Here is a 20,885-nt window from a genome sequence, read left to right on the forward strand (position 1 = left end):
GTCGTGCGCGCGATGGTGGCGGGGGCGGCGCTGCTGCTCGTGGTCGCCGCCGCCGTGGTCGTACGCAGCCTGTGGTTGGACAGCGTCACCGTCTCGTCCGGCAGCATGGCGCCGACGGTGTGCACCGGCGACCTCGTCCTCCTGGTACGGATGCACGGTGACGAAGCGGCACGGATCGACGACATCGTGACCTTCCCCAGTCCACAGGACGGTGGGCAGGTCATCAAGCGGGTCGTCGCGGTCGCCGGGCAGAGCGTGGTGATCAAGGATGCGCAGCTGTTCGTCGACGGTCGCGCGGTCGACGAGCCGTATGTCGACCACGCCAGTATTGACGGGGTGTACACGGCCACCGTGATCGTGCCCGACCACTCGGTGTTCGTGATGGGTGACAACCGGGAGAACTCCATCGATTCGAGATCGTACGGCCCGATTCCGACGTCGATCATCGACGGTCGGATGCTCTGGGACATGTGGCACGACTGCAGTTGACCGGTCCAATTTTCGCCAGGGGGGTGGTCGGCGACTACCGCGCCACCGCGGCACGATGTGAGGAGATGTCCTTGATGGGGCCATCGACCGAACGAACGATCTCCGGCGCACCTGCGCATTCCGCACCGAGGATCTGGCGGGCCCCCAGCGCCCTCTCCATGCTGGCGGGGATGGTCCTGGCCGGCCTCGTCGCCATCGTCATCACCCGATGGTGGACCGATACGGACTACCACCCAGCGCTTTTCGGTTTGCCGGACACGGGTCAGGCGACCTCGATCGGTCTACCGGTGACGCAGTTCGTCCACGAGATCGCCGGCCTCGCCGTGGTCGGGGCCCTGTTCGTGAACTGCCTGCTGGACTCGCCCCGGTCACGCGCCGCCGCCGGTCACCTGGTGGCGATGGCCGTCCGTTGGGCCTGGGTCTGGGCCGGCAGCACGCTGCTGTGGATCCTGTTCACCGTCTCCGATCTCACCGGGGCCAAGGTGCAGACCCTCCCGGCGCACCTGGAGTCGGTGTCGATCGTGCTGCGCAGCAACCGGGTCCTGGCCGAGCTGGTCACGTTCTGGGTCGCGCTCGCCCTGGCCATGTTCGGCACCCGCCTCGCCCCGAGACTGCTGAGCGGGTTCACCCTGCTACCGGCCACGCTCGCCATGCTGCCGAGCGCGCTCACCGGGCACGCCAGCCACCACGCGTCGCCCGTCGTGGCCTCGGTATCGCTCGGGGTTCATGTTGCGGCCTCCGCGATCTGGGTGGGTGGGCTGCTGGCGCTCACCGTTCACCTCCGCCCCTACCCGGAGGACATCCGCAGATCGGTCTCCCGATTCAGTCTGGCCGCACTCCTGTGTGTCCTGGCCATCGGATGCTCGGGGCTGCTGGAGGCGGCGGTCACCCTGGACAGCTGGGCGGACCTGTGGCATTCCCACCGTGGCCATCTGATCCTGGCCAAGGTGGCGGCCCTGGCCGGACTTGGCCTGATCGGCCGGCTCCATCGTCGGCGCACGATGGCGGCGGCCTACATCGGCCGGGTGATACCCCTGCTGCGGCTGGCCGCGGTGGAGCTGGGCCTGATGGGCGCGACCGTCGGGATCGCCGTCGTGCTCTCGACGACGCCCTGATCCGACGCCCTGATCCGACGCCCTCAGTGGGAGGGTGGTCGCGGCGTCGTCGTCACCCCGACCACCAGGGCCGCAGCGGAACTGCCGAGTCGCCGTGCGGCCCTGGCCGCACCGCAAGCACCTGGTGCAGTTGGATGTTGTTGCGTTCGAACGCCAATCGCGATGCCGACATGTAAAGGCCCCACACCTTGGCCGTGGCCATTCCGACCTCGGCCACGCAGGCCTCCCAGTTCCGTTCGAGGTTGTGGCACCAGTCGCGCAGCGTCAGCGCGTAGTGCTCGCGGAGATTTTCCGAGTGGCGGACCTCGAATCCGATGTCCTGCATGATGCTGATGATTCGGCCGGAACCGGTGAGCTCGCCGTCGGGAAACACGTAGCGGTCGATGAAGGGGGCCGTGCGGAACGCGGTGTTGTTCTCCGGGCGGGTGATGCAGTGGTTCAGCAGTCGGCCGCCGGGCCGCAGGATCTGGTGGAGTTCGGTGAAGTAGGACGGGTAGTTGGCGACCCCGATGTGTTCGGTGAGCCCGATGGAGGAGATGGCGTCGAAGCCGTCCTCGGAGACGTCCCGGTAGTCCTGGAACCGTACCTCCGCCAGGTCTCCGAGGCCTTCCTCGTCGATCGCGCGCTGGGCCCACTCCGCCTGCTCGGCCGAGAGCGTGACGCCGAGGGCACGCACCCCGCGCCGGGCCGCGTACCGGACCATCGAGCCCCAGCCGCAACCGATGTCCAGCAGCCTTTCCCCCTCGTGCAGACCGAGTTTGTCGAAGACCAGTTTGAACTTGGCCTCCTGCGCCTGTTCCAGGGACGCGCCCTGGTCGGGGTAGACGGCGCAGGTGTAGGCCATCGACGGTCCGAGAACGTACTCGTAGAAGGTGTTCGACACGTCGTAGTGGCGGTGGATCGCGTCGGCGTCACGAGACTTGCTGTGCCGCAAGCCTCTGATCGCCCGGCGCCAGCGCGGTGGCGCCTCCTGTGCGGGCGGCCCGATCGGCTTCAGCGCGCGGAGGCCGAGACCTCTTGCGATGGAGGCCATCTCCGAGAGAGCTGGACGCCTCAGGTGTAGCCCGTCGGCCATCGCCCGCAGCAGCGGGTAGAGGTTGGCCGGATGCACGCCGCTGAACTCGAGGTCACCGGCGATGTAGGCCCTGGCCAGTCCGAGGTCGCCCGGGGCCGTCAGCACGTACGTCAGGCCGCGATGGTCGGCGAGGTGGGCTCCGATGGCCGAGTCCGCCAGCCCGGTGCTGCTGCCGTCGAAGGCCGTCAGGTGGAACGGCAACGGCTTGTCCACGGCGGCGTCTGCGATCTGCGCGACCGTCATCGGGCCAGTGGTCTGTGGGCGGCCGACCCGTTGGCGGGGCGACTGGGAAGCCTTGAACGTCGTCATCTTCGCTCCACCGTCTTTGCATACATGCCGAGGAGTCGGCCGTCCGGGTCGTACCGGCTCTTCAGCCGGGCGTATTCGCGGCCTCCGTAGAGCTCCGCGAAAGCTTCTGCGGTGTAATAGGAATCCGAGTAGAGCGACTTGCGACCGTGTGCCGCGCCGACCCGATCCTCGATGCGCCGGTTGGTCTCGCCCTCCGGCGCGCCCGGGCGTGCGGGGACCGCTGACCAGAACCCCACGTTCACATAGGTCTGGTCGGGATCCAGGGTGTACAGCGGCCAGACGGTCGGCGGCACACCCGGCACGGAGCGGGTGCGCAGCGGGCAGAGCCAGATCGGTTCGATGGGCACCGATTCCAGGAACCAGGACAGGAAATCAGCGGTGCCCTCCACCGGAATCTCGACGTCCTGGACGACCCGTTCCATCGGCGGGCGACCGGCCCGTCGTTCCAGACGATCTCCCACCCCGAACCGGCGGTCGAGGGCGACCAGCTTCCAGTAGAACGAACTGCGTCGCAGCCGTCGTGGCCAGAACTGCCGGATCAGCGGCTGTTGCGCGCCGAACGCGCGCGAACACCAGAACCAGTCGGTGTCCCAACGCCAGAGGTAATCGGCGATCGTCAGACGGTCGAACTGCCGGTGCTGGATCGACCGGTAGTAGATCTGCTGCCCCTGGTAGTCACTGGTCGGGCCGGGCTCGTCCGTCCCGGTGCCCAGCGTCAGGTAGCTCTCGGTGGCGCTGAAGACCACACCGTCGAGATAGTCGACCGGGGCGCCGTCGTGGCGGCCGGACGCGGAGATGGTGGCGATCGCCTGCTGCAGTTCGGGGAGCGAGGTGAACCTCAGGTGGCGGAGTGCGACGTATCGAGCGACCTTCTCGAGCCGGATGCGAACCCTGGTGGCATAGCCCAGGCTGCCGTAGGAGTTGGGAAATCCTTCGAACAGATCGGCGTGCGGACCGTCCGGTCGGGCCGTGACGATCTCGCCGGCCCCGGTCAGCACGTCGAATTCCAGGACGGACTCGTGGACGAGTCCGTTGCGGAACGAGGCGGACTCGATACCGAGTCCGGTCAGCGCACCGCCGATGGTGATGGTCTTGAGTTGCGGCACGACCAGTGGGCTCAGGCCGAACGGCAGAGTGGCCGCGATCAGGTCCTCGTAGGTGCACATGCCGGCAACGTCTGCGGTCATGGCCACCGGGTCGACGTCGAGCACACCGGTCAGGCCGGAGACGTCGAGGCCCGGGGTCCGGGTGCGGGCGCGTTCACGAAACAGGTTCGACGTCCGTTTCGCCAGACGGACCGTCTCACCGGTCGGGACTGCGCGATAACTGGACAGCAACCTCTTGACTGCTTCCCGATGGGCGCTGGATCCGGCGAACCCGGCGGCGGTTGTCCACCGCCCCGGCGGATCGAGCGCGATCTGCTCCTCCGACATGCCGGTCATGCTAACGGCCTGCCTCCGGCCGCCGGGGACCGCCTTCCGGGGCGCGGTTCCCCGGCCTCGCTGCAGTGACGAACCAGTGACGGCCTGTCACCGTAAGGTCAACTGTTCACCTTCCATATGGGCACCGCGCCACCAAGGGGTGTAATTTGTTGACCGTCAGTAGTCGGAAATTGGGGTTCGGGCTGAGTTGTTGGATCAACCCGGCGGAAACGAGGGGTACCGCTGTGTTCCGTGTGGGAGTTCGAAAGGTCATCGGCCCTCGGGCAATGCTGCTGCTGGCGGTCGGCGTGATGGCCGGTGCAGCCGCTCTGGTCGGCGCGCCCGCGGCTTCGGCCGCCGGCTCCGGCCTCGAGATCATCGACGTGAAGACGACGCCCACGACGGTGGCGGTCGGCGACCAGCTCGAGACGGACATGGTCTTCACCGTCCCCGACGGCACGCCTGCCGGTCGGACGACCCAGCTCACCCTGCCGAAGGCGCTCGTCGCGCTGCCGGCCGGATTCGACGTCAGGACGAGCGATGGCACCCTCGTGGCGACGGCCGTCATCTCGCCGGGCGATCCGGCCGTCATCACCTTCACCACCACCGACTATGCGCAGACGCACATGGATGTGCACGGAACTGCCTTCGTCCGGGACAATTTCGACTCCACCATCGCCCCGCCCGGACAGACCACGCAGCTCCGGTACGTGACCGACGCGACCACGTTCACCAACCCGCTGACCGTGTTGCCCGGCAGTTCGATCGACCGGACGGGCGCCTACAAGTTCGGCCAGTTCGTCCGTAGCGATCAGGGCAGCCAGAACCCGACCGCGGCCATCTACTGGTTCGTCGAATCGCCGGTCGCCCCGGCCGGCGGGTGGACCTCCACCGAGTTCAAGGACGTGATTCCGGCCGGCGAGAGCATCGACTGCGCCACGGTGACGGTCAGCGTCGGCGACGGCACCGGACCCGGCCACGGCTTCGCGAACGGATCAGGGTTCGGGGACTACCGCTTCTCGCCGCCCTGTTCGACGGCCTCGCTCGACCTGCTGACCGGGCCCGTTCCGGCGGGGAAGATCATCCGAGTCCAGTTCACCGCGACGCTGGACATGCCGACCGGTGGCACCCAGACCACGTTCGTGAACGCCGCGACCGTGATCACCAAGGCGGTCTACGGAGGCCCGACCACCTATCCGGCGAGCGGGGCGCTGGTGCAGTCCAGCGCCGGCGGCATCGCGGTCGGCGTGACCCCGGTTCCTCCGACGACCACCACCGTCACCACGTCAACCACGTCGACTACGGAGACGACGCCTTCGACCGTCACCACGTCGACGACGGAGACGACGCCTTCGACCGTCACCACGTCGACGACGGAGACGACGCCTTCGACCAGTACCGTCCTGACGCCGACCACGACGGTGGTGGTGCTCCCGACGTCCAGCACGCAGTCGTCGGGTACCCGGTCGTCGGGCACCCAGTCGTCCGTGACGACGGTTCCTACCACGCCGATTCCGGTGTCGCCGTCGCCGAGTTCGCCCATCTCCACGACGAGCGACGGCACCACCATCCAGGTGCTGCCGACCAGCCACTCCCTGGCGCCGACGACCTCGAACACGTCCAACACCTCGGCCGGTTCGGTGACGTCCTCGACGGTGGTCCCCACCACCACGACCGCTGTGGCGTCTTTGGCCAGCACCGGAGCTCCCGTCCAGCGCGTGGCGACCTTCGGGGCCCTGCTCGTCCTGCTGGGATCCGGACTGCTGACTCTGACCCTGCGGCGGCGGGGTCGACACCACGACCCGCGACACTCCTGACGGTCGATCGGCCAGCGACACTGCGTTGACCTTCGGACGATTGCGGCGGCCGAGCAGCCGTCCAGAGCCGTGGTCGCGACCGGACGGCTACAACTCGTCGGCGATCAGTTCGACTTCGTAGTCGTCGGTGTTGGCCAGGTAGGCGGCGTATTGCGCTGCGCCGCCGGCGTAGGGGTGTCGTTCGGGAAAGAGCAACGTCCAACCGTGGGCCGGGGCCTGTGCCACGAGGCCGTCGACCTGCCGTCGGGAGCCTGCGTGGAAGGCGAGATGATTGAGCCCAGGCCGTGTCCGGTCGTGGTCGGTGGCGGACAGGTCCGGGGATTGCTCGATGACCAGGTAGGTCGGGCCGAGTTGCCAACTGCGCCCGGCCGACCAATGCTGGAAGGGTAGGTAGCCCATCTCGGTCAGCAGCCAACCCCACTGCGCAGCAGCACGTTCCAGGTCGGGCACCCACAACTCCAGATGATGCAGCGTCCCGACGGTCGGTGGTGTCATCCGGGCGTCCCTTCAGATCGTCCAGCGAGTGGGGCATGGTGGGAGCCGGCCCGGGCGGACCTTCCCGAGGCGTTGACGGCCCACCGGAACAGCTTGCTCTACACAGCGAGCAGGGCGAGATAGGCCATGCCCATGACTCCCCGGTAACCTCCGAAGTAGCCGGCCCGCTGTCGGGCCGCCCGGGCGTAGACCTCGGCGGCGTCCGGATGGTCCGGACCATTCTGGGCAAACCACCTGGCGTAGCAGGCGCTGAAACCGGACTCGAACTGGTCCCACTCGTCGATGCTGGCTTCGTACACCGCCACGGGCATGAAACCCCTTGCCACCGCAATCTCGATCAGCTCGACCAGCGAAATCAGTTCGTCGAGCCTGCCTGCCAGCGGTGCGACCGCCTCCGTGGTCGGGGGGGTGGACCAGATCCCTTCGCCGTAGACCACGCGGGCCCCCCGCCGTACCGTTGCTCGAATCGCGGCGAGGGCGTTCGAGTAGTCCAGCGGCTGGTTTTCCACCACAGGCGGTCCCCATATCTGGCTGGCACCGATGCACACCACCGCCTCCGCCCGCTCGGGCGCGTGGTGCTTCGCGTCACCACAGGTCAGGGTGACCCGGGACGCGAGGCCACGCTGCTCGACGAGCCGGCGGCCGTGGTCGATCGACGCCGCGTCGATGTCGACACCGACCCCGCGTGCATCGGGGGCTGCGGCGACGGCGCGCAACAGCAGCTCTGCCCATCCACAACCGATGTCGAGCAAGGTCCCGTGCAAATCACCGGCCAGGAACTTGACGAGCTGGTCTGCGCGGTCCTCCGACAGCGGCGTCATGAAGGTCAGGTCTTCCCAGGGCGGAGTCAGGCTAATGGTCACGGAATCAAGGTGACAGCCCGCCCACCTCGAACGCAACCGATATTCCTATCGCGGCGCGTCTTGGAGGGCATCATGGCGTTCGCTCTACCTCGGACGGACGGTGACGTCGCCCAGCTGAGCCCGCCGATCGGCCACCATTCGTCATGCCTGAGCAGTGAAACGCCATTCTCCGAATTCTATTCTGTGGCCTAAAAGAGGCTCTTGTGACGTTCTCGTGGGCGTCTTGACCCCTGGTTGTGGGCGACACACCGGGCTGCGTATAGGTTCTGGCTTATCTAGGGTCAGTCACTATCCAGGAGCACGGTGTGCGCGGTGTAACGATATGGCGAAAGCTGCTCGGTGTCGAGCAACTGCAGGTGTGCGATGTGGCGTGGGAGGAGGCCGACGACCGGCAGGTGCTGGTCGTTTCGGTGCGTGCGACGAAGGGCGCCCGGAGTAGGTGCAGTCGATGCCGGCGTAGACGGCCGGGCTATGACCAGGGCGGCGGAACCCGGCGGTGGCGGTCGCTGGACTGGGGGTCGACGATGGTATTCCTGCAGGCTGCGGCTCCGCGGGTGAACTGCCAGAGGCACGGGGTGGTCGTCGCGGCGGTGCCGTGGGCCCGACCCGGCGCGCGGGCAACCCGAGCGTTTGAAGACCAGTGCGCGTGGTTGGCGGCGCACACCGCTTCGTCGGTGGTGGCGCAGTTGATGCGGACGTCGTGGCGGCATGTGAGCGCAATCATCGAGCACGTCGTCGCCGACGGTTTGGCCGGCCGGGACGTGCTCGCGGGGCTGCAGCGGATCGGCATCGATGAAATCTCCCACCGCAAAGGCCAGCGGTATCTGACGTGCGTGGTCGATCAAGACTCCGGCAGATTGGTGTGGGCCGCACCGGGCCGCAACAGCGACACCCTGGGTCGGTTCTTCGACCAACTCGGCCCAGAACGGGCGGCGGCGTTGACGCACGTCTCGGCCGACGGGGCGCAGTGGATCCACGACACCGTGACGGCCCGGGCGCCGCAGGCGGTGCTGGGATTGGATCCGTTTCATATCGTGGGGTGGGCCACCCGGGAGTTGGACAAGGTCCGTCGTCAGACGTGGAACATGCTGCGGGGCAACAGTAGCTCCGCGCAGGCGTCGTCGGTGAAGGGCAGCCGCTGGGCATTGCTGAAAAACCCGGCGGACCTGTCCCCGGAGCAACGCGGGTCGGTCGCCTCGATCGCCCAGACCAACCGGCATCTGTATCGGGCGTATCTGCTGAAGGAGCAACTGCGCGCGGTGTTCCAGGTCAAGGGCCAGGCCGGCCGTGAACTGCTGGCCGGCTGGATCGCCTGGGCCCGCCGCTCCCAACTCCCCGGCTTCATCGCCCTGGCCGCAACGTTGAAGCGGTTCCAGCAGCTGATCTGGAACACCCTGATCCACCACATGAGCAACGCCCAATCCGAGGCCACCAACACCCACCTACGGGCCTTGACCCGCAGGTCGTACGGCTTTCACAGCCCAGAAGCGTTGATAGCCATGGCGATGCTTACCAGAGGCGGGTTATGCCCGCCGCTACCAGGCCGCTAACTGGCCCACGAAAACGTCAGGAGACCCCTAAAAGACCCCTAAAAGAATGACCATTCTGTCACCTGGGGGCGGCATGGAATGGCGCCATTTTTGGGGTCGGCTGTCAGTGCCCGCCGATAAAGTTCTCGATATGGGGACGGCCGGATTCGTCGATTCCGACCAGGCCAGACAATTGGTCCGGTCGGCGATGAACGCCGTCACCGATTTGCGGGACGGCGCGCTCTTGGAAGATCGGCGCCGAAGATCTGCCGGTGCTGGCCGGGGCCCTGGAGGCCCGAGCAGTCGGTGCCGAGCAGGTCCGGACGATCGCAGCGACGATGGGCACACTCCCCACCGCCATGCCCATCCTGGAACGGGAGTGGTGGGAGAAGTTCCTGGTCGAGCAGGCCGGCGCACTGGACCCGCGGCAGTTGGACCAGGTCGCCGCCGCGGTCCTGGACGCCGCCGACCCCGACGGGACCCTGGACGAAACCCAGACCAGGACGCGGATGGAGTTCTCGTGGGGGTCCCGCAACGCCCGGACCGGCCGGACCGGCCGGACCGGCCTGACCGGGGGCTGACCGGGCTGACCGGACGGGTAGATGATCACGGCGTCGACGTCCTCCGCACAGCGATCGACGCGCTGTCCGCGCCGAAACCCGCAGCCGACGGCACTGCCGATCGGCGGTCGCCGGGGAACCGCCGCGCCCACGGCCTTGGTCGCCGCGTTGGCAGGGTTCCTGGCCGCTGGGACCGGGCCGAGCCACGGCGGGGAGAAGCCGTACATCGTGATCTACCTGCACTGGGACCACGTCAAGGGTGAGATCGCGAAGGCCACGAGGGAGTCCGGCTTCCCGGTGAGTACGGGGCAGGCCCGCCGGTATCTGTTCGACGCGCAGATCCTCCCGGTCGTCCTCGGGTGGCGGTAGTGAGGTCCTGGACGTCGGACGACCCCGACGGACGTCTACGCGGGGGATGCGGCGGGCGATCAAGGTCCGCGACCGGGGCTGCGTCTGGTCCGGCTGCGACCGGCCGGCGAATTGGTGCGATGTTCACCCTGTGAATTGGTTCGTCCGGGATCTGGGGGAGACGAACGTCCACACCGGGGTGCTGTTGTGCGGTTTTCATCATGATGAAATCCACAAGGCGCAATGGGTGATCCGATTCGCCGCCGACGGCCACCCGGAACTGATCCCCCGCCGTGGATCGACAAAGGTCAACGACCCCGCCGCAACCGGATGCACCATTGACGGGACCTCACGAACACGTTGCCTTCCCGGGGCGAATTCGGTGTGCTCTGATGTAGTGTGTGGCTGCGTATGGCCGGGGCGGCGGTCGAAGTGGTGGCCGGACTACGAATGATATTCTGGTGGTGGAAGCCGACTATCGACCGGCAGTCAGCGATCAACCACCAAGAAGGAGAACTCATGAATATCTCCACCGCAGACCTCTCCGACGAATTCGGCGACGCTCTGAGCCATTGCGACACCCCGTTCGTGCAGTACGGCCTGCACAAGAGCTTCGCCGGGGCGATCACCACGGTGCGCTGCGTCGAGGACAATGCCTTGCTGCGTTCGGTTCTGGAGACACCGGGCCGCGGCGGCGTGGTCGTGGTCGACGGCGCCGGCTCGACCAGGGTCGCCCTCCTCGGCGACATGATGGCCCAGCTGGCGATCGACAACGGCTGGGCCGGGGTCATCATCAACGGCGCCGTCCGGGACGCGCGAATTCTCGGCGGTATGGAACTGGGGGTCAAAGCGTTGCGGACGAACCCTCGTCGGGGCTCCAAGACCGGGGCCGGCGAGAAGGACGTCGAACTGACTTTCGGACGTGCGACCTTTCGTCCTGGGGACCACGTCCTGAGCGACGAGGACGGAGTCGTCGTCCAGATCCGGTGACGGCTACTCGCGAGATCTGAGCAAGCTCTAGTTGCTCGCCTCGCCGTAGTTGAACGTCGTGACACAACCGCCATCGACGGTGACGATCGACCCGGTCATGAAGGACGAGGCATCCGAGGCGAGGAAGAGGGCGACCTCGCCGATCTCGGCCGGCTGTCCCTGACGGCCAAGTGGTTGCATCCCGGCCGCCTTCTCCCGCACGGCGCTCGCGGCCCGGAAGGCCTCCACGCTCAGCTGGGGACCCCTGCGCCCGAGGCCGGTGTCGATGTATCCCGGGCAGATCGCGTTGACGCGGATGCCGTCGGGTCCGTAGTCGACGGCCATCTGGCGGGTCAGGTTGATGATGCCGGCCTTGGACGCGCAGTAGGCGGCCGCTTTCGGAGCACCGATGAGTCCGTAGGTCGAGGCGGTGTTGACGATCCGTCCGTCGCCCTTGGCCAGGAAGTGCGGTATGGCGAACTTGGAGCACAGGAACGTCCCGCGCAGATTGACGTCGATGACCCGGTCGAAGTCGGCCGGTTCGATTTCGTGCAGCCGCAGTTGGCCGCCGCCGATGCCCGCATTGTTCGCCAGGATGTCGATACCGCCGAAGTAGTCGACGGTGGAGGCGATCAGGTGCTGCGCCTGGTCGGCACTGGAGACATCCGCGGACACGAAGTAGGCGGAGCCGCCCGAGTCGGTGATCTCCCGGACGGTGCGCTCGCCGTCCGGCGCCAACACGTCCGAGACCGTCACGTTCGCGCCGGCGGCGGCGAAGGCCAATGCCATTGCCCTACCGATCCCGTTTCCCGCACCTGTGACGACCGCGGTCCTGCCATCGATCCTCGTCATCTGACTGCCTCCTTGTCGAACTGCGACGTGGCGCCTCGGTCTCTTGTCTGCTGCCGGGCGCAGATATTTCCCAGACCTGGAACACACCAGGGGTTCTCCGAAGAGCCCAGACGGTACACAATACGCAGTAGACCAAATCGGATGCTGACTGGGGAGGCACCCATGATCGAGAGCGCGGCCGGCGCCACCTCGCTTCCCGGGCTGAGTCACGACTCGATCGCGATCAGCGCAGCGACCTGGATCACCGACCGGATCCTGGAGGGTCGGATCGGGCCGGGCGAGAAGGTGACCGAGGCCAGCCTTGCCGAGCAGATGGGTGTCAGCCGGTCGCCCGTCCGCGAAGCGCTCCGCGCGCTGTCCCGCGGAGGCCTGATCATCGTCGAGCCGCGGCGGGGTGCCTTCGTCGCCGAACTGGATCAGGAGAACGCCGCTGACCTGTATGCCTGTCGTCTCCTGCTCGAACCCCGTTGCAGCGCAATGGGAGTGCAGGAAATGGACGACCGGCGCGCCGACTCCCTGACCGAGATCTTCGGCCGGATGCGGGTCGCGGCCGACCAGCGGGACACGGCGGCGTACGTGCTGGCGCTGAAGGACTACAACTGGAACCTGCTCGACGCCTGTCCGAATCGACTGCTCTTCGGCTTTGCGGAATCGTCCTGGCAGGCGTCCCTTCGATACTGGGACCTGCTGGTCCGCAGCTCACCTCACTATCTGACCAAGTCCTTGCGCCGGAACAAGGGCATCCAGGCCGCCATCGAGTCGCGGAACCCGGTCGAGGTGGAGCGGGTTGCGACGGCGGTCCTGGAGTTCGGACGCGACGAATTGATGAAGCTGCTGTCCAGGCTGCCGTCCAAGCAGCCTTCCGCCGTCATCGCCTGACACTGTTCCCACGGAGGTTCCACGAGTGCGCTTGTTCGACGCCAACTGGCAGCAGGTCGAGTCCTATCTCCAGCACGACGACCGGGTGGTCGTGCCGGTCGGGTCGACCGAGCAACATGGCTTTCTCTCGCTCGGCACCGACGCGATCCTGGCCGAGCGGGTGGCCCTCGAGGCGGCCGAACCGCTTGGAATTCCGGTGCTGCCGGTGCTGCCGTTCGGGATGGCGCCGTACTTCAGCGCGTTTCCGGGCAGTCTGACCCTGCGGATGACGACCTACGTCGCCGTCATCCGTGATCTGCTCGATACTTTGTCGGGTCAGGGTTTTCGGCGGATCGCCATCGTCAACGGCCACGGCGGGAACGCCCCGGTGCTCGGTGCAGTGCGCGAGTGGGTCGGTGAGAAGCGTGACCACCGGATGCAGGTGGTGTTCACCAGCTGGTACGGCGCGCCCAGGGTGGCCGCCCTCGCCGAGTCCTACGAAGCCGACCCGACGCATGGCGGCTGGTTCGAGAACTTCCCCTGGACGCGGCTGGCGGGGGTGGTGATGCCGGACGGGGTGAAGGCGCACACCTCCCGGGATCTGGTGGCCCAGTCGACACCGGCGGACATCCGCGAGCTGACCGGGGACGGCAGCTTCGGCGGTTCCTACTCACTGTCGGACGACATCATGACCGAGATCTGGCAGACCGGGGTGGCCGAGGTTCGCGAACTACTCGAGACGGGTTGGGCTTTTTCATGATCGGCTCAGGGCTGACCGGACGGGTCGCGGTGGTGACCGGGACCGCCCACGGCATCGGTGCCGCCATCGCTGCCGCGCTGTCCGACGAGGGCGCGCAGGTCCACGGCATCGACCGGGCCGAGGTCGACGTGTCGGATTCCGCTGCGGTGAAGGCATTCTTCGGCTCGCTGCGGTCCGTGGACATCCTGGTCAACAACGCCGGCGGCGTGGTCGGGCAGACGCACCGGCCGATCGAGGATGTCACCGACGAGGCCTGGCAGGCAGTGTTCGATGCGAACCTCACGTCGACCTTCAACTGCACCCGGGCGGTGGCGCCGCTGATGAAGGCCTCCGGATGGGGCCGCGTCGTGAACATCTCGTCCGGGGCGGGTCGTAGCGTCAGCCTCACCGGGATCCAGGCCTACACGAGCTCCAAAGCCGGCCAGATCGGCTTCACGCGCCAGATGGCGCACGAACTCGGTCCCTTCGGCATCACCGTCAACTGCATCGCCCCCGGCTTCGTGCTGTCGAACCCGACCACCGAGAAGCAGTGGGACAGCTACGGTGAGGCCGGGCAGGCGGCGCTGGTGGAGAGCATTGCGCTGCGCCGCCTCGGCAACGCCTCCGACATCGCAGACGGAGTGCGCTGGTTCACCTCCGATCTGGCCTCCTGGGTGACCGGACAGACGATCTCGATCGATGGTGGACATGCTTTCTTTTGAGCCTGACGACGATCGCTACATCGCCGAACTCACCGAATACGTGGCGATTCCCAGCGTCAGCCTGGACGCCGACCGCGAGACGATGCTGCTGGCCGCGAACTGGCTGCTCGCCAGGCTCGACTTCGCGGATGCCCGGATCGTCGAGACGGGAGGTCATCCCGCGGTGATCGGCGAGTGGATGGGCGCACCCGGCGCTCCGACGGTGTTGATCTACGGGCACTACGACGTCCAGCCGACCGGCGACCTGCAGGAGTGGATCACCCCGCCGTTCGCGCTCGCAGTGGCCGACGGCCGTCTGCGCGGGCGCGGTGTCACCGACGACAAGGGGCCGGTCTACATCGCCCTGGAGGTGGTGCGGCAGTTCATCGCGCAGGAGGGCGCGCTCCCGCTCAACGTCCGATTCCTGTTCGAGGGCGAGGAGGAGATCGGCAGCCCGCACCTCTCGGCCTACGTGCTGGACCACGCGGCGGAGTTCGCCGCCGACCTGGTGATCTCGGCGGACGGGGCGATGTGGCGGCCGAGCGAACCGTCGCTGTCCGTCGCGTCCAAAGGGCTGCTGGCACTGGACATCGAGGTCGTCGGGGCCAACCGCGACCTGCACTCCGGGCGCTACGGCGGGACCGTGGCGAATCCGGTCCACGCGCTGGTCCAGATTCTTGCCGGCCTGCACGGGGCGGACGGCAGCATCGCCGTGCCGGGCTTCGACGACGGTATACCGCCGCTGGGCGACGTCGAAGAGGCGGAGATCGCGGCGGTAGCGTTCGACGAGGACGCCTACCGGACCGAGCTGGGCGTCGACGAACTCTTCGGACAGCCGGGCCTGACCACCCTGCAACGACTCTGGACGCGGCCGACGCTGGAGATCAACGGCATCACCGGCGGTGGCTCCTACACCGTCATCCCGCATCGCGCCGCTGCGCACATCACCTGCCGGCTCGTGCCGGGACAGCACCCGGACGGCGTGGCCGCCGCCATCGACGAATACGTGAGAGCCGTTCCGGTGCCCGGTGTCCGGGTGACGGTCACATTCGAGAAGGGAGCGGTTCCGGCCTACACGATCGCACCCGACCATCCGGCGATCGCGGCGGCGACGCAGGCGCTCTCGGAGGTCTATCCCGGGCAGGCGGTGCTGCTGGCCCGTATCGGCGGAACCCTTCCCGCCACTGTGCTGTTCGAGGAGGCACTCGGCGCGAAGACACTGTTCTTCTCCTTCTCCACCGCCGACGAACTCCTGCACGCACCGAACGAATTCCTGCGGATCTCGCGACTCCGGGAAGGCATGCGCGCGTGGGAAGGTCTGCTGCGATTGCTGGCCGCCGGCGAGCATCGACTTGCCCCGGTTCTCCGATGAGCGAGTACACCTCGTATTCCTATCTGCCCGAAGGTGACCGGCCCGAGTTCGACCTGGATCCGGAGTTCGATCGTGTGCCGCCGTACGACCTCGGCCTCGATCCGGCACAGGCCCGGCGGGCCGAGCAACTGCTCACCGACAACATCGTGATCAGCCTGCACGATCATCCCGTGCGGTTCCCACGGGACATGAGCCAGACGCCCGCCTACAACCGCACGGCTCGTCAGCACACCGCCTTCGAAGGTCTGCGCCGGTCTGGCATGACGTGCGTCTTCGACAACATGATGGACGGGACCGCCTGCGTCACAGGCCAGGCGCCGTGGCGATGGGACGACATCATCGCCGACCTGGGGATGCGGCAGGCCGATCTCGCCCACCAGGACCACGTCTGCGTCGCACGCACCGTGGCCGACATCGAGGCCGCGAAACGTAGCGGCCGGGTCGCGCTCGTGTTCGGTCTGGAGGCAGCCACCCCGATCGAGAACGAACTGGACCGCATCGACATCCTGTTCGGGCTGGGGCTACGCCAGATCGGTATCGCCTACAGCGATTCGAACGCGTTGGGCAGCGGGTTGTCGGAACCGACCGACGGCGGACTGACGCTCTTCGGCCGGAAGGCGGTGGCGCGGATGAATGCCGTCGGCCTGGCCGTGGACATCTCGCACTCCTCGGACCGGACCGGTCTCGACGTCTGCGCCGCAACGCGGGCACCGGTCCTGATGACGCACGCGGGAGCCCGTCGCCTGTGGGACATCCCGCGGCTGAAGAACGATCCCGTCCTGCGGGCGGTGGCCGGAACCGGTGGGGTGATCGGTATGTCGGCGGCTCCGCACACGACGATCTCGTACGAGCACCGGCGACACACCATCGACTCGGTGATGGATCACTTCGAGTACATCGCCGGACTCGTCGGGATCGAACACGTTGCGTTCGGTCCCGACACGCTGTTCGGTGACCACGTCGGCCTGCACACCACGTTCGCCGCGATGCTCTCCGGCGCCGCGGGGTCTGCGCCGGATCATCCCAGGGTCGAATACGTGGCCGGCCTGGAGAGCCCGGTGGAGAACTTCCATCACATCGCCGGCGCTCTGGTGAAGCGCGGATACGGCGACGGTGACATCGCAGCGGTCCTCGGTGGCAACATCCTGCGGGCGCTGCGCGGCATATGGCCCTCGCCGGCCTGCTGAGTCCAGAACGCCTGGCCGCCCGAGGATTCAGGCGGTGAGCATCTTCTCGATCATCGACGCCGCACGGAGCAATCCGGCGTCGTCGCCGATGGACGCCGCGAGTTGCAGGGCGACCGGCAGCCCGTCCTGCGTGGTGCCGCAGGGGATCACCATCGCGGGTTGGCCGGTGACGTTGTACGGACTGCTGAAGATGCCCTCGATCTCACCGTCCGGGGTGTCGATCGGCGGAGTGTCCTCCGGAGCCCGGTAGGGCACTGCCGGCCCGACGAGCACGTCGAGGCCCTCGAGCAGAGATGCGGCGGCCGGCAACAGCGCCAATCGCTCGGCCCGCGCGGGCGCGCTCTGCTCCGGGGTGACCGCGGCCGCCGACTGCAGCAGCCTCAGGGTGGCGCGACCGTAGTGGCCCGGGTCGGCGCGAACCTGCGTCCCGTGCACCTGCCAGGCCTCCTCGAGGAGGATGTCACCGAGGCATTTCTCCAGCTGGGCAAGACATCGACCGTCTCGTTCCACGATCTGGGCGCCGGCGGCCCTGAGACGTTCCACAGCGGCCCTGGTGATGTCCCTGAGCTCCGGATCCAGACGCGGGTCGACCAACTGGTCGACGAGCAGGCCGACCCGGAGAGGCTCCAGCGGAGCCGTCAGGTCGTAGGTCCGGCCGGTGAGGACACCCAGCACCTCGGCTGCGGTGGCCACCGAATCGGCCAGCACGCCCACGTGGTCGAACGTCGGCGACAGAGGCGTGACGCCGTCCTCCGGAACCAGTCCGTGCGTCGGCTTGATACCCACCACCCCGCAGTACGCCGCCGGAATCCGGATGGAGCCCCCGGTGTCGGTGCCGAGTGCGGCCCGACAGACCCCGGCGCCGACCAGCGCCGCAGAGCCGCCGCTCGACCCACCGGCCGTGCAGTCGGGTCGGACCGGGTTGCGGGCTTCCGGGAGGTCGTCGTGCGGCGCACCGGCGGCATATTCCAGAAGTGTCGCCAGGACGAAGACATCAGCGCCGGCCCCGCGCAGCGCGGTCACCACCGCAGCGTCGCGCGACGCAGGAGGCCCGGCCATGTCCAACGGGTTCCCGTTGCCGCGGGGATATCCTTCGACATCGATCATATCCTTGACTGCTATCGACATACCGTGCAGTGCACCGGTTCTCGCACGTCGCGGTGCGCCGATCACCCGGCTGACGGCCTGCAGCGGCCGCCCGAGGCGTTCCATCCGCTCGTAGGTCGCGAGAAGGTCCAGATTGGCGACCTCGCAGGTCCGCTCGCCACGCTCGATCGCGCGGATGAGCTCGGCCACGTAGTGCGTCAGAGGCCCGGCGAGTACCTCGATCTGCTCCGCCACCTCGGTCGGGCGTCTGCGCACCATCAGATCGCGGTAGATGCCGCTGTGGGACTTGGCGCTTCCACGATTGAAGATCACCAGACGATCGAGCGAACCCTCCAGATCGGCCGGATCGAATCCGTCGAAAGGCAAAGGAGTGACGGGCGCCTGGGCCAGCACCTCGCGTGCCAGGGCCAACATCAGCGGACGGTATTGCGGGAGCTCCAGGTGATCGGCAATCGAGAGATCCGAGACGGCGCCCGCGAACAACATCGACCCGTAGGCTTCCTTGGCCCACAGGTACCCGAGAATCCGGTCCGTGGCCTCCGCGTACGGCAGGGCCTCCGCAATCGTTTGCAGCCGTGGGGTCATCGAACCGTCCAGCTCACCGATCCGGAAGGTGCCGACGTTGCCCTGCAGGATGACTCCCGGCGCCATCAGGTCGGCGCCGAAGTTCACGAAGCACACGAGGAGCCGTTCCTGGTCGACCGCTTCGCCGAGCACATCGGCGGTGAGCCCGTTCTGCATCGAGACGACCACCGCGCCGGCGGAGAGCCGACCCCGCAACAGGTCCGCGGCCGAACGGGTGTGGTGGGTCTTGACCGACACGATGACCACGCCGTCCAGCACCTGCGGCAGTTGGTCGGGAACGACGGCCGGTGCGTGGACGCGGAACTCACCGACCGGACCGGTGATCTGCAGTCCGTGCTCGTTGATGGCCGCCACGTGGTCGGCGTCCGCATCGCACAGCAGGACGTCATGCCCGGCCCTGGCGAGATGTGCACCGACGGTGCCACCGATCGCGCCGGCACCGATGATGGTGAACTTCATCCTGACTGCGCCTCCATGGTGCTGTCGCTGTGGACCCGGGCCGGAGTTCGCCCAGGCCACACCGGTTCTCAGAAATAGCTCAGCGAATCCAGTGGATGCGGGCGGCCGAAATGAGAATGTAACGCTCCGGTGATCCGGTGAGGAGCCTTGCATCCCTAGAATTACGCTACTAGCCTAGCGATTGCATACAGTACACCGCTGCTACTGAAGCGTCCTGGGAACCATTCGAGGAGAAGACCCTGATGAACCTTGATGACAACGGATCCACCGCTGCTCGGGCCGCCGCCATGGCCGCCCACGAGCTCACCCGCAGAAAAGCGTTGCGCCTGGGTGCTCTGGGCCTGGGTGGGGCCGGACTCAGTGCTTTCCTTGCGGCCTGTGGCACCAACAACACCAGTACGCCCAGCAGCAACGCGAGCAGCCCGGCCAGCACTGCCAGCACTGCCAGTGCCCCGGCCGTCGGGAGCACGAGCGCGGCCGGTACCGGCGCGGTCGCCAGTGGTGCCGCCGGCACCGGCGGGGCCAGCAGCGCGGCCTCCATCCCGGCCGGCAAGAGTGGTGGCAGCGTCATCATCGCCAGGGCGCAGGACTCGGTTGATTTCGACAAGACCATGGTGTTCAGCAACGCCTCGATCTGGGTCTACGTGCAGATCTGGGAGACGCTGACCATCGGCAGCAAGGACGGCCGGACGGTCGAGCCGTGGTTGGCCACCAGCTGGACGCAATCCGCGGACAAGCTCACCTGGACGTTCAAGCTGCGCACCGACGTGAAGTTCAGCGACGGAACGCCGATGACTTCCGCCGACGTCAAGTTCTCGCTCGACGAGGCCAGCACGACCAAGGGCGGCTGGGAGTTCATCAACTCGGCGATCGCGAACATCACCACCCCCGACCCTCACACCCTGGTCATCAAGACCAAGTACCAGTGGGCTCCGCTCCTGGCCGACCTGGCCTGCCCGAGCAACAGTATCGTTCCCAACAAGTACGGCGGTCGCACGAAGAAGGCCTTCTACCTGTCACCGATCGGCACCGGACCGTTCGTGTGGGACACGTGGAACAAGGGCAACAAGCTGACCCTGAAGAAGAACACCAACTACTGGCGCCCTGGCCTGCCCTACCTGGATTCCGTTTCCTGGCAGGTGGTCCCGGACGACAACACCCGCAACGTGATGATCCAGGGCAGCACCGCACAGATCAACGAGAACCCTCCCTTCTCCACCGTCGATCAGCTGAAGGGCGTCTCCGGGGCCGCGGTCACGCTGTTCCCGTCGACGCGGACCGACTACCTGCTGATGAACGAGAAGCGGGCGCCTTTCGACGACGTGCACGTCCGCCGGGCCATCTCGTACGCGATCGACCGCGAGGCCCTGGTCAAGACGGTGCTGTTCGGCAACGGCACACCGGCGAACTCGCTGCTGATGCCAACGGTTCCCTACTACGACAAGAACACCCCCGGCCAGACGTACGACATGACCAAGGCCAAGGCCGAGATGGCGTTGTCCAAGGTGCCCAAGGGCTTCAGCACGACCTACCTGGCCGCCTCCGGTGACTCGGTCGACTCGGAACTCTCCCAGATCCTGCAGGCGTCGCTGAAAGAACTCGGGATCACCATGGCGATCAGCCCCAAGGACCCCAGCGCGATCCACGATCTGCAGAACGCCTCGAACTTCGACATCAGCCACTCCTACTGGACGATGGACATCGCCGACCCGGATGAACTGGTGCAGTTCGCGGTGCTGCCCGCGGGCGGTGGGCATTCCTTCGAGACGAGTTACAACAGTGCGGCGGCCCAGTCGTTGGCTACACAGGCGGAGAAGACGTTCGACACCGCGGAGCGACAGGCTCTCTACACCAAACTGCAGGCCCTGCTGGCCGAGGACGCCTTCCTGCCGCCGTTGTTCTACCAGCCGTTCCCGTATGCGATGCGCACGTCGGTGCAGAACTTCTTCGTGAAGCCCACCGGGCTCTACGACATGGGCGTCGTCTCCCTCGCCTAGTGGATCTGATGGAGGAAGTGGGAACGAGCGGCTCCGAC

At 67.2% G+C, this 20,885-nt stretch carries 19 protein-coding genes; 13 read left to right on the forward strand and 6 right to left on the reverse strand.

The features are described from left to right. The first annotated feature begins 12 nt into the window (after nucleotides 1-12). Both lepB and H7F38_RS07930 read left to right on the forward strand, forming a co-directional pair. Entirely contained in the window at nucleotides 13-489 is a 477-nt protein-coding gene (gene lepB, locus H7F38_RS07925; RefSeq protein ID WP_187094548.1) for a signal peptidase I, read from the forward strand. A gap of 74 nt (nucleotides 490-563) precedes the next feature. Further along, nucleotides 564-1,604: a copper resistance D family protein gene (locus H7F38_RS07930; protein WP_187093610.1), complete on the forward strand. Its 1,041-nt coding sequence runs from the start codon at nucleotides 564-566 to the stop codon at nucleotides 1,602-1,604. A 52-nt stretch (nucleotides 1,605-1,656) separates the two neighbouring features. On the opposite strand, the gene H7F38_RS07935 is transcribed toward H7F38_RS07930, so the two are convergent. Both H7F38_RS07935 and H7F38_RS07940 read right to left on the reverse strand, forming a co-directional pair. Next, nucleotides 1,657-2,988: a class I SAM-dependent methyltransferase gene (locus H7F38_RS07935; protein ID WP_187093611.1), complete on the reverse strand. Its 1,332-nt coding sequence runs from the start codon at nucleotides 2,986-2,988 to the stop codon at nucleotides 1,657-1,659. Continuing rightward, a complete protein-coding gene (locus tag H7F38_RS07940) occupies nucleotides 2,985-4,421 on the reverse strand; it encodes an FAD-binding oxidoreductase (RefSeq protein ID WP_187093612.1) in 1,437 nt (478 codons plus the stop codon). The genes H7F38_RS07935 and H7F38_RS07940 overlap by 4 nt, the downstream gene beginning before the upstream one ends. A gap of 275 nt (nucleotides 4,422-4,696) precedes the next feature. Here H7F38_RS07940 and H7F38_RS07945 point away from each other — a divergent pair, with 275 nt between their 5' ends. Further along, the gene (locus tag H7F38_RS07945; RefSeq protein ID WP_187093613.1) at nucleotides 4,697-6,226 is read left to right on the forward strand and encodes an Ig-like domain-containing protein; all 1,530 of its coding nucleotides are present in this window, start codon (nucleotides 4,697-4,699) and stop codon (nucleotides 6,224-6,226) included. An 87-nt stretch (nucleotides 6,227-6,313) separates the two neighbouring features. On the opposite strand, the gene H7F38_RS07950 is transcribed toward H7F38_RS07945, so the two are convergent. Beyond that, on the reverse strand, nucleotides 6,314-6,721 hold the full coding sequence (locus tag H7F38_RS07950) for a VOC family protein (protein WP_187093614.1): 408 nt from the start codon (nucleotides 6,719-6,721) through the stop codon (nucleotides 6,314-6,316). 98 nt (nucleotides 6,722-6,819) lie between these two features. Then, the gene (locus H7F38_RS07955; protein ID WP_187093615.1) at nucleotides 6,820-7,584 is read right to left on the reverse strand and encodes a cyclopropane-fatty-acyl-phospholipid synthase family protein; all 765 of its coding nucleotides are present in this window, start codon (nucleotides 7,582-7,584) and stop codon (nucleotides 6,820-6,822) included. Nucleotides 7,585-7,889: 305 nt separating this feature from the next. On the opposite strand from H7F38_RS07955, the gene H7F38_RS07960 reads away from it, so the two are divergent. The 4 genes from H7F38_RS07960 to rraA all read left to right on the forward strand — a co-directional run bounded on the left by H7F38_RS07960 (nucleotide 7,890) and on the right by rraA (nucleotide 11,011). Continuing rightward, a complete protein-coding gene (locus tag H7F38_RS07960; protein WP_187093616.1) occupies nucleotides 7,890-9,134 on the forward strand; it encodes an ISL3 family transposase in 1,245 nt (414 codons plus the stop codon). Nucleotides 9,135-9,385: 251 nt separating this feature from the next. Next, nucleotides 9,386-9,694 (forward strand): DUF222 domain-containing protein, encoded by a 309-nt coding sequence (locus H7F38_RS07965; RefSeq protein WP_187093617.1) that lies wholly within the window; start codon nucleotides 9,386-9,388, stop codon nucleotides 9,692-9,694. 21 nt (nucleotides 9,695-9,715) lie between these two features. Then, a complete protein-coding gene (locus H7F38_RS07970; RefSeq protein ID WP_187093618.1) occupies nucleotides 9,716-10,042 on the forward strand; it encodes a hypothetical protein in 327 nt (108 codons plus the stop codon). A gap of 498 nt (nucleotides 10,043-10,540) precedes the next feature. Next, the gene (rraA, locus tag H7F38_RS07975) at nucleotides 10,541-11,011 is read left to right on the forward strand and encodes a ribonuclease E activity regulator RraA (protein WP_187093619.1); all 471 of its coding nucleotides are present in this window, start codon (nucleotides 10,541-10,543) and stop codon (nucleotides 11,009-11,011) included. A gap of 27 nt (nucleotides 11,012-11,038) precedes the next feature. Here rraA and H7F38_RS07980 read toward each other — a convergent pair whose 3' ends face one another. Beyond that, on the reverse strand, nucleotides 11,039-11,842 hold the full coding sequence (locus H7F38_RS07980; protein WP_187093620.1) for an SDR family NAD(P)-dependent oxidoreductase: 804 nt from the start codon (nucleotides 11,840-11,842) through the stop codon (nucleotides 11,039-11,041). A gap of 162 nt (nucleotides 11,843-12,004) precedes the next feature. Here H7F38_RS07980 and H7F38_RS07985 point away from each other — a divergent pair, with 162 nt between their 5' ends. The 5 genes from H7F38_RS07985 to H7F38_RS08005 are packed head-to-tail and all read left to right on the forward strand — an operon-like array spanning nucleotide 12,005 to nucleotide 16,699. Then, nucleotides 12,005-12,721: a GntR family transcriptional regulator gene (locus H7F38_RS07985; RefSeq protein WP_187093621.1), complete on the forward strand. Its 717-nt coding sequence runs from the start codon at nucleotides 12,005-12,007 to the stop codon at nucleotides 12,719-12,721. 25 nt (nucleotides 12,722-12,746) lie between these two features. Continuing rightward, nucleotides 12,747-13,460 (forward strand): creatininase family protein, encoded by a 714-nt coding sequence (locus H7F38_RS07990; protein WP_187093622.1) that lies wholly within the window; start codon nucleotides 12,747-12,749, stop codon nucleotides 13,458-13,460. Further along, complete coding sequence (locus H7F38_RS07995; protein WP_187093623.1) at nucleotides 13,457-14,161, forward strand: SDR family NAD(P)-dependent oxidoreductase; 705 nt, start codon at nucleotides 13,457-13,459, stop codon at nucleotides 14,159-14,161. The genes H7F38_RS07990 and H7F38_RS07995 overlap by 4 nt, the downstream gene beginning before the upstream one ends. Continuing rightward, a complete protein-coding gene (locus tag H7F38_RS08000; RefSeq protein WP_187093624.1) occupies nucleotides 14,148-15,512 on the forward strand; it encodes a M20/M25/M40 family metallo-hydrolase in 1,365 nt (454 codons plus the stop codon). Before H7F38_RS07995 ends, H7F38_RS08000 begins: the two co-directional genes overlap by 14 nt. Next, on the forward strand, nucleotides 15,509-16,699 hold the full coding sequence (locus tag H7F38_RS08005) for a dipeptidase (RefSeq protein WP_187093625.1): 1,191 nt from the start codon (nucleotides 15,509-15,511) through the stop codon (nucleotides 16,697-16,699). The genes H7F38_RS08000 and H7F38_RS08005 overlap by 4 nt, the downstream gene beginning before the upstream one ends. 27 nt (nucleotides 16,700-16,726) lie before the next feature. On the opposite strand, the gene H7F38_RS08010 is transcribed toward H7F38_RS08005, so the two are convergent. After that, the gene (locus H7F38_RS08010) at nucleotides 16,727-18,850 is read right to left on the reverse strand and encodes an amidase family protein (protein WP_187093626.1); all 2,124 of its coding nucleotides are present in this window, start codon (nucleotides 18,848-18,850) and stop codon (nucleotides 16,727-16,729) included. Nucleotides 18,851-19,092: 242 nt separating this feature from the next. Between H7F38_RS08010 and H7F38_RS08015 the strand changes: the two genes are divergently transcribed. Beyond that, nucleotides 19,093-20,847, forward strand: coding sequence for an ABC transporter substrate-binding protein (locus H7F38_RS08015; RefSeq protein WP_187093627.1), 1,755 nt, complete (start codon nucleotides 19,093-19,095; stop codon nucleotides 20,845-20,847). Nucleotides 20,848-20,885: the final 38 nt, after the last annotated feature.

This window comes from Nakamurella sp. PAMC28650 (assembly GCF_014303395.1).
Lineage (GTDB): Bacteria > Actinomycetota > Actinomycetes > Mycobacteriales > Nakamurellaceae > Nakamurella.

Coding starts and splice junctions, on each gene's coding strand:
- lepB (WP_187094548.1), top strand. CDS start 13: ATGGTGGCGGGGGCGGCGCTGCTGCTCGTGGTCGCCGCCGCCGTGGTC.
- H7F38_RS07930 (WP_187093610.1), top strand. CDS start 564: ATGGGGCCATCGACCGAACGAACGATCTCCGGCGCACCTGCGCATTCC.
- H7F38_RS07935 (WP_187093611.1), bottom strand. CDS start 2,988: ATGACGACGTTCAAGGCTTCCCAGTCGCCCCGCCAACGGGTCGGCCGC.
- H7F38_RS07940 (WP_187093612.1), bottom strand. CDS start 4,421: ATGTCGGAGGAGCAGATCGCGCTCGATCCGCCGGGGCGGTGGACAACC.
- H7F38_RS07945 (WP_187093613.1), top strand. CDS start 4,697: ATGCTGCTGCTGGCGGTCGGCGTGATGGCCGGTGCAGCCGCTCTGGTC.
- H7F38_RS07950 (WP_187093614.1), bottom strand. CDS start 6,721: ATGACACCACCGACCGTCGGGACGCTGCATCATCTGGAGTTGTGGGTG.
- H7F38_RS07970 (WP_187093618.1), top strand. CDS start 9,716: ATGATCACGGCGTCGACGTCCTCCGCACAGCGATCGACGCGCTGTCCG.
- rraA (WP_187093619.1), top strand. CDS start 10,541: ATGAATATCTCCACCGCAGACCTCTCCGACGAATTCGGCGACGCTCTG.
- H7F38_RS07980 (WP_187093620.1), bottom strand. CDS start 11,842: ATGACGAGGATCGATGGCAGGACCGCGGTCGTCACAGGTGCGGGAAAC.
- H7F38_RS07985 (WP_187093621.1), top strand. CDS start 12,005: ATGATCGAGAGCGCGGCCGGCGCCACCTCGCTTCCCGGGCTGAGTCAC.
- H7F38_RS07995 (WP_187093623.1), top strand. CDS start 13,457: ATGATCGGCTCAGGGCTGACCGGACGGGTCGCGGTGGTGACCGGGACC.
- H7F38_RS08000 (WP_187093624.1), top strand. CDS start 14,148: ATGCTTTCTTTTGAGCCTGACGACGATCGCTACATCGCCGAACTCACC.
- H7F38_RS08005 (WP_187093625.1), top strand. CDS start 15,509: ATGAGCGAGTACACCTCGTATTCCTATCTGCCCGAAGGTGACCGGCCC.
- H7F38_RS08010 (WP_187093626.1), bottom strand. CDS start 18,850: ATGAAGTTCACCATCATCGGTGCCGGCGCGATCGGTGGCACCGTCGGT.
- H7F38_RS08015 (WP_187093627.1), top strand. CDS start 19,093: ATGAACCTTGATGACAACGGATCCACCGCTGCTCGGGCCGCCGCCATG.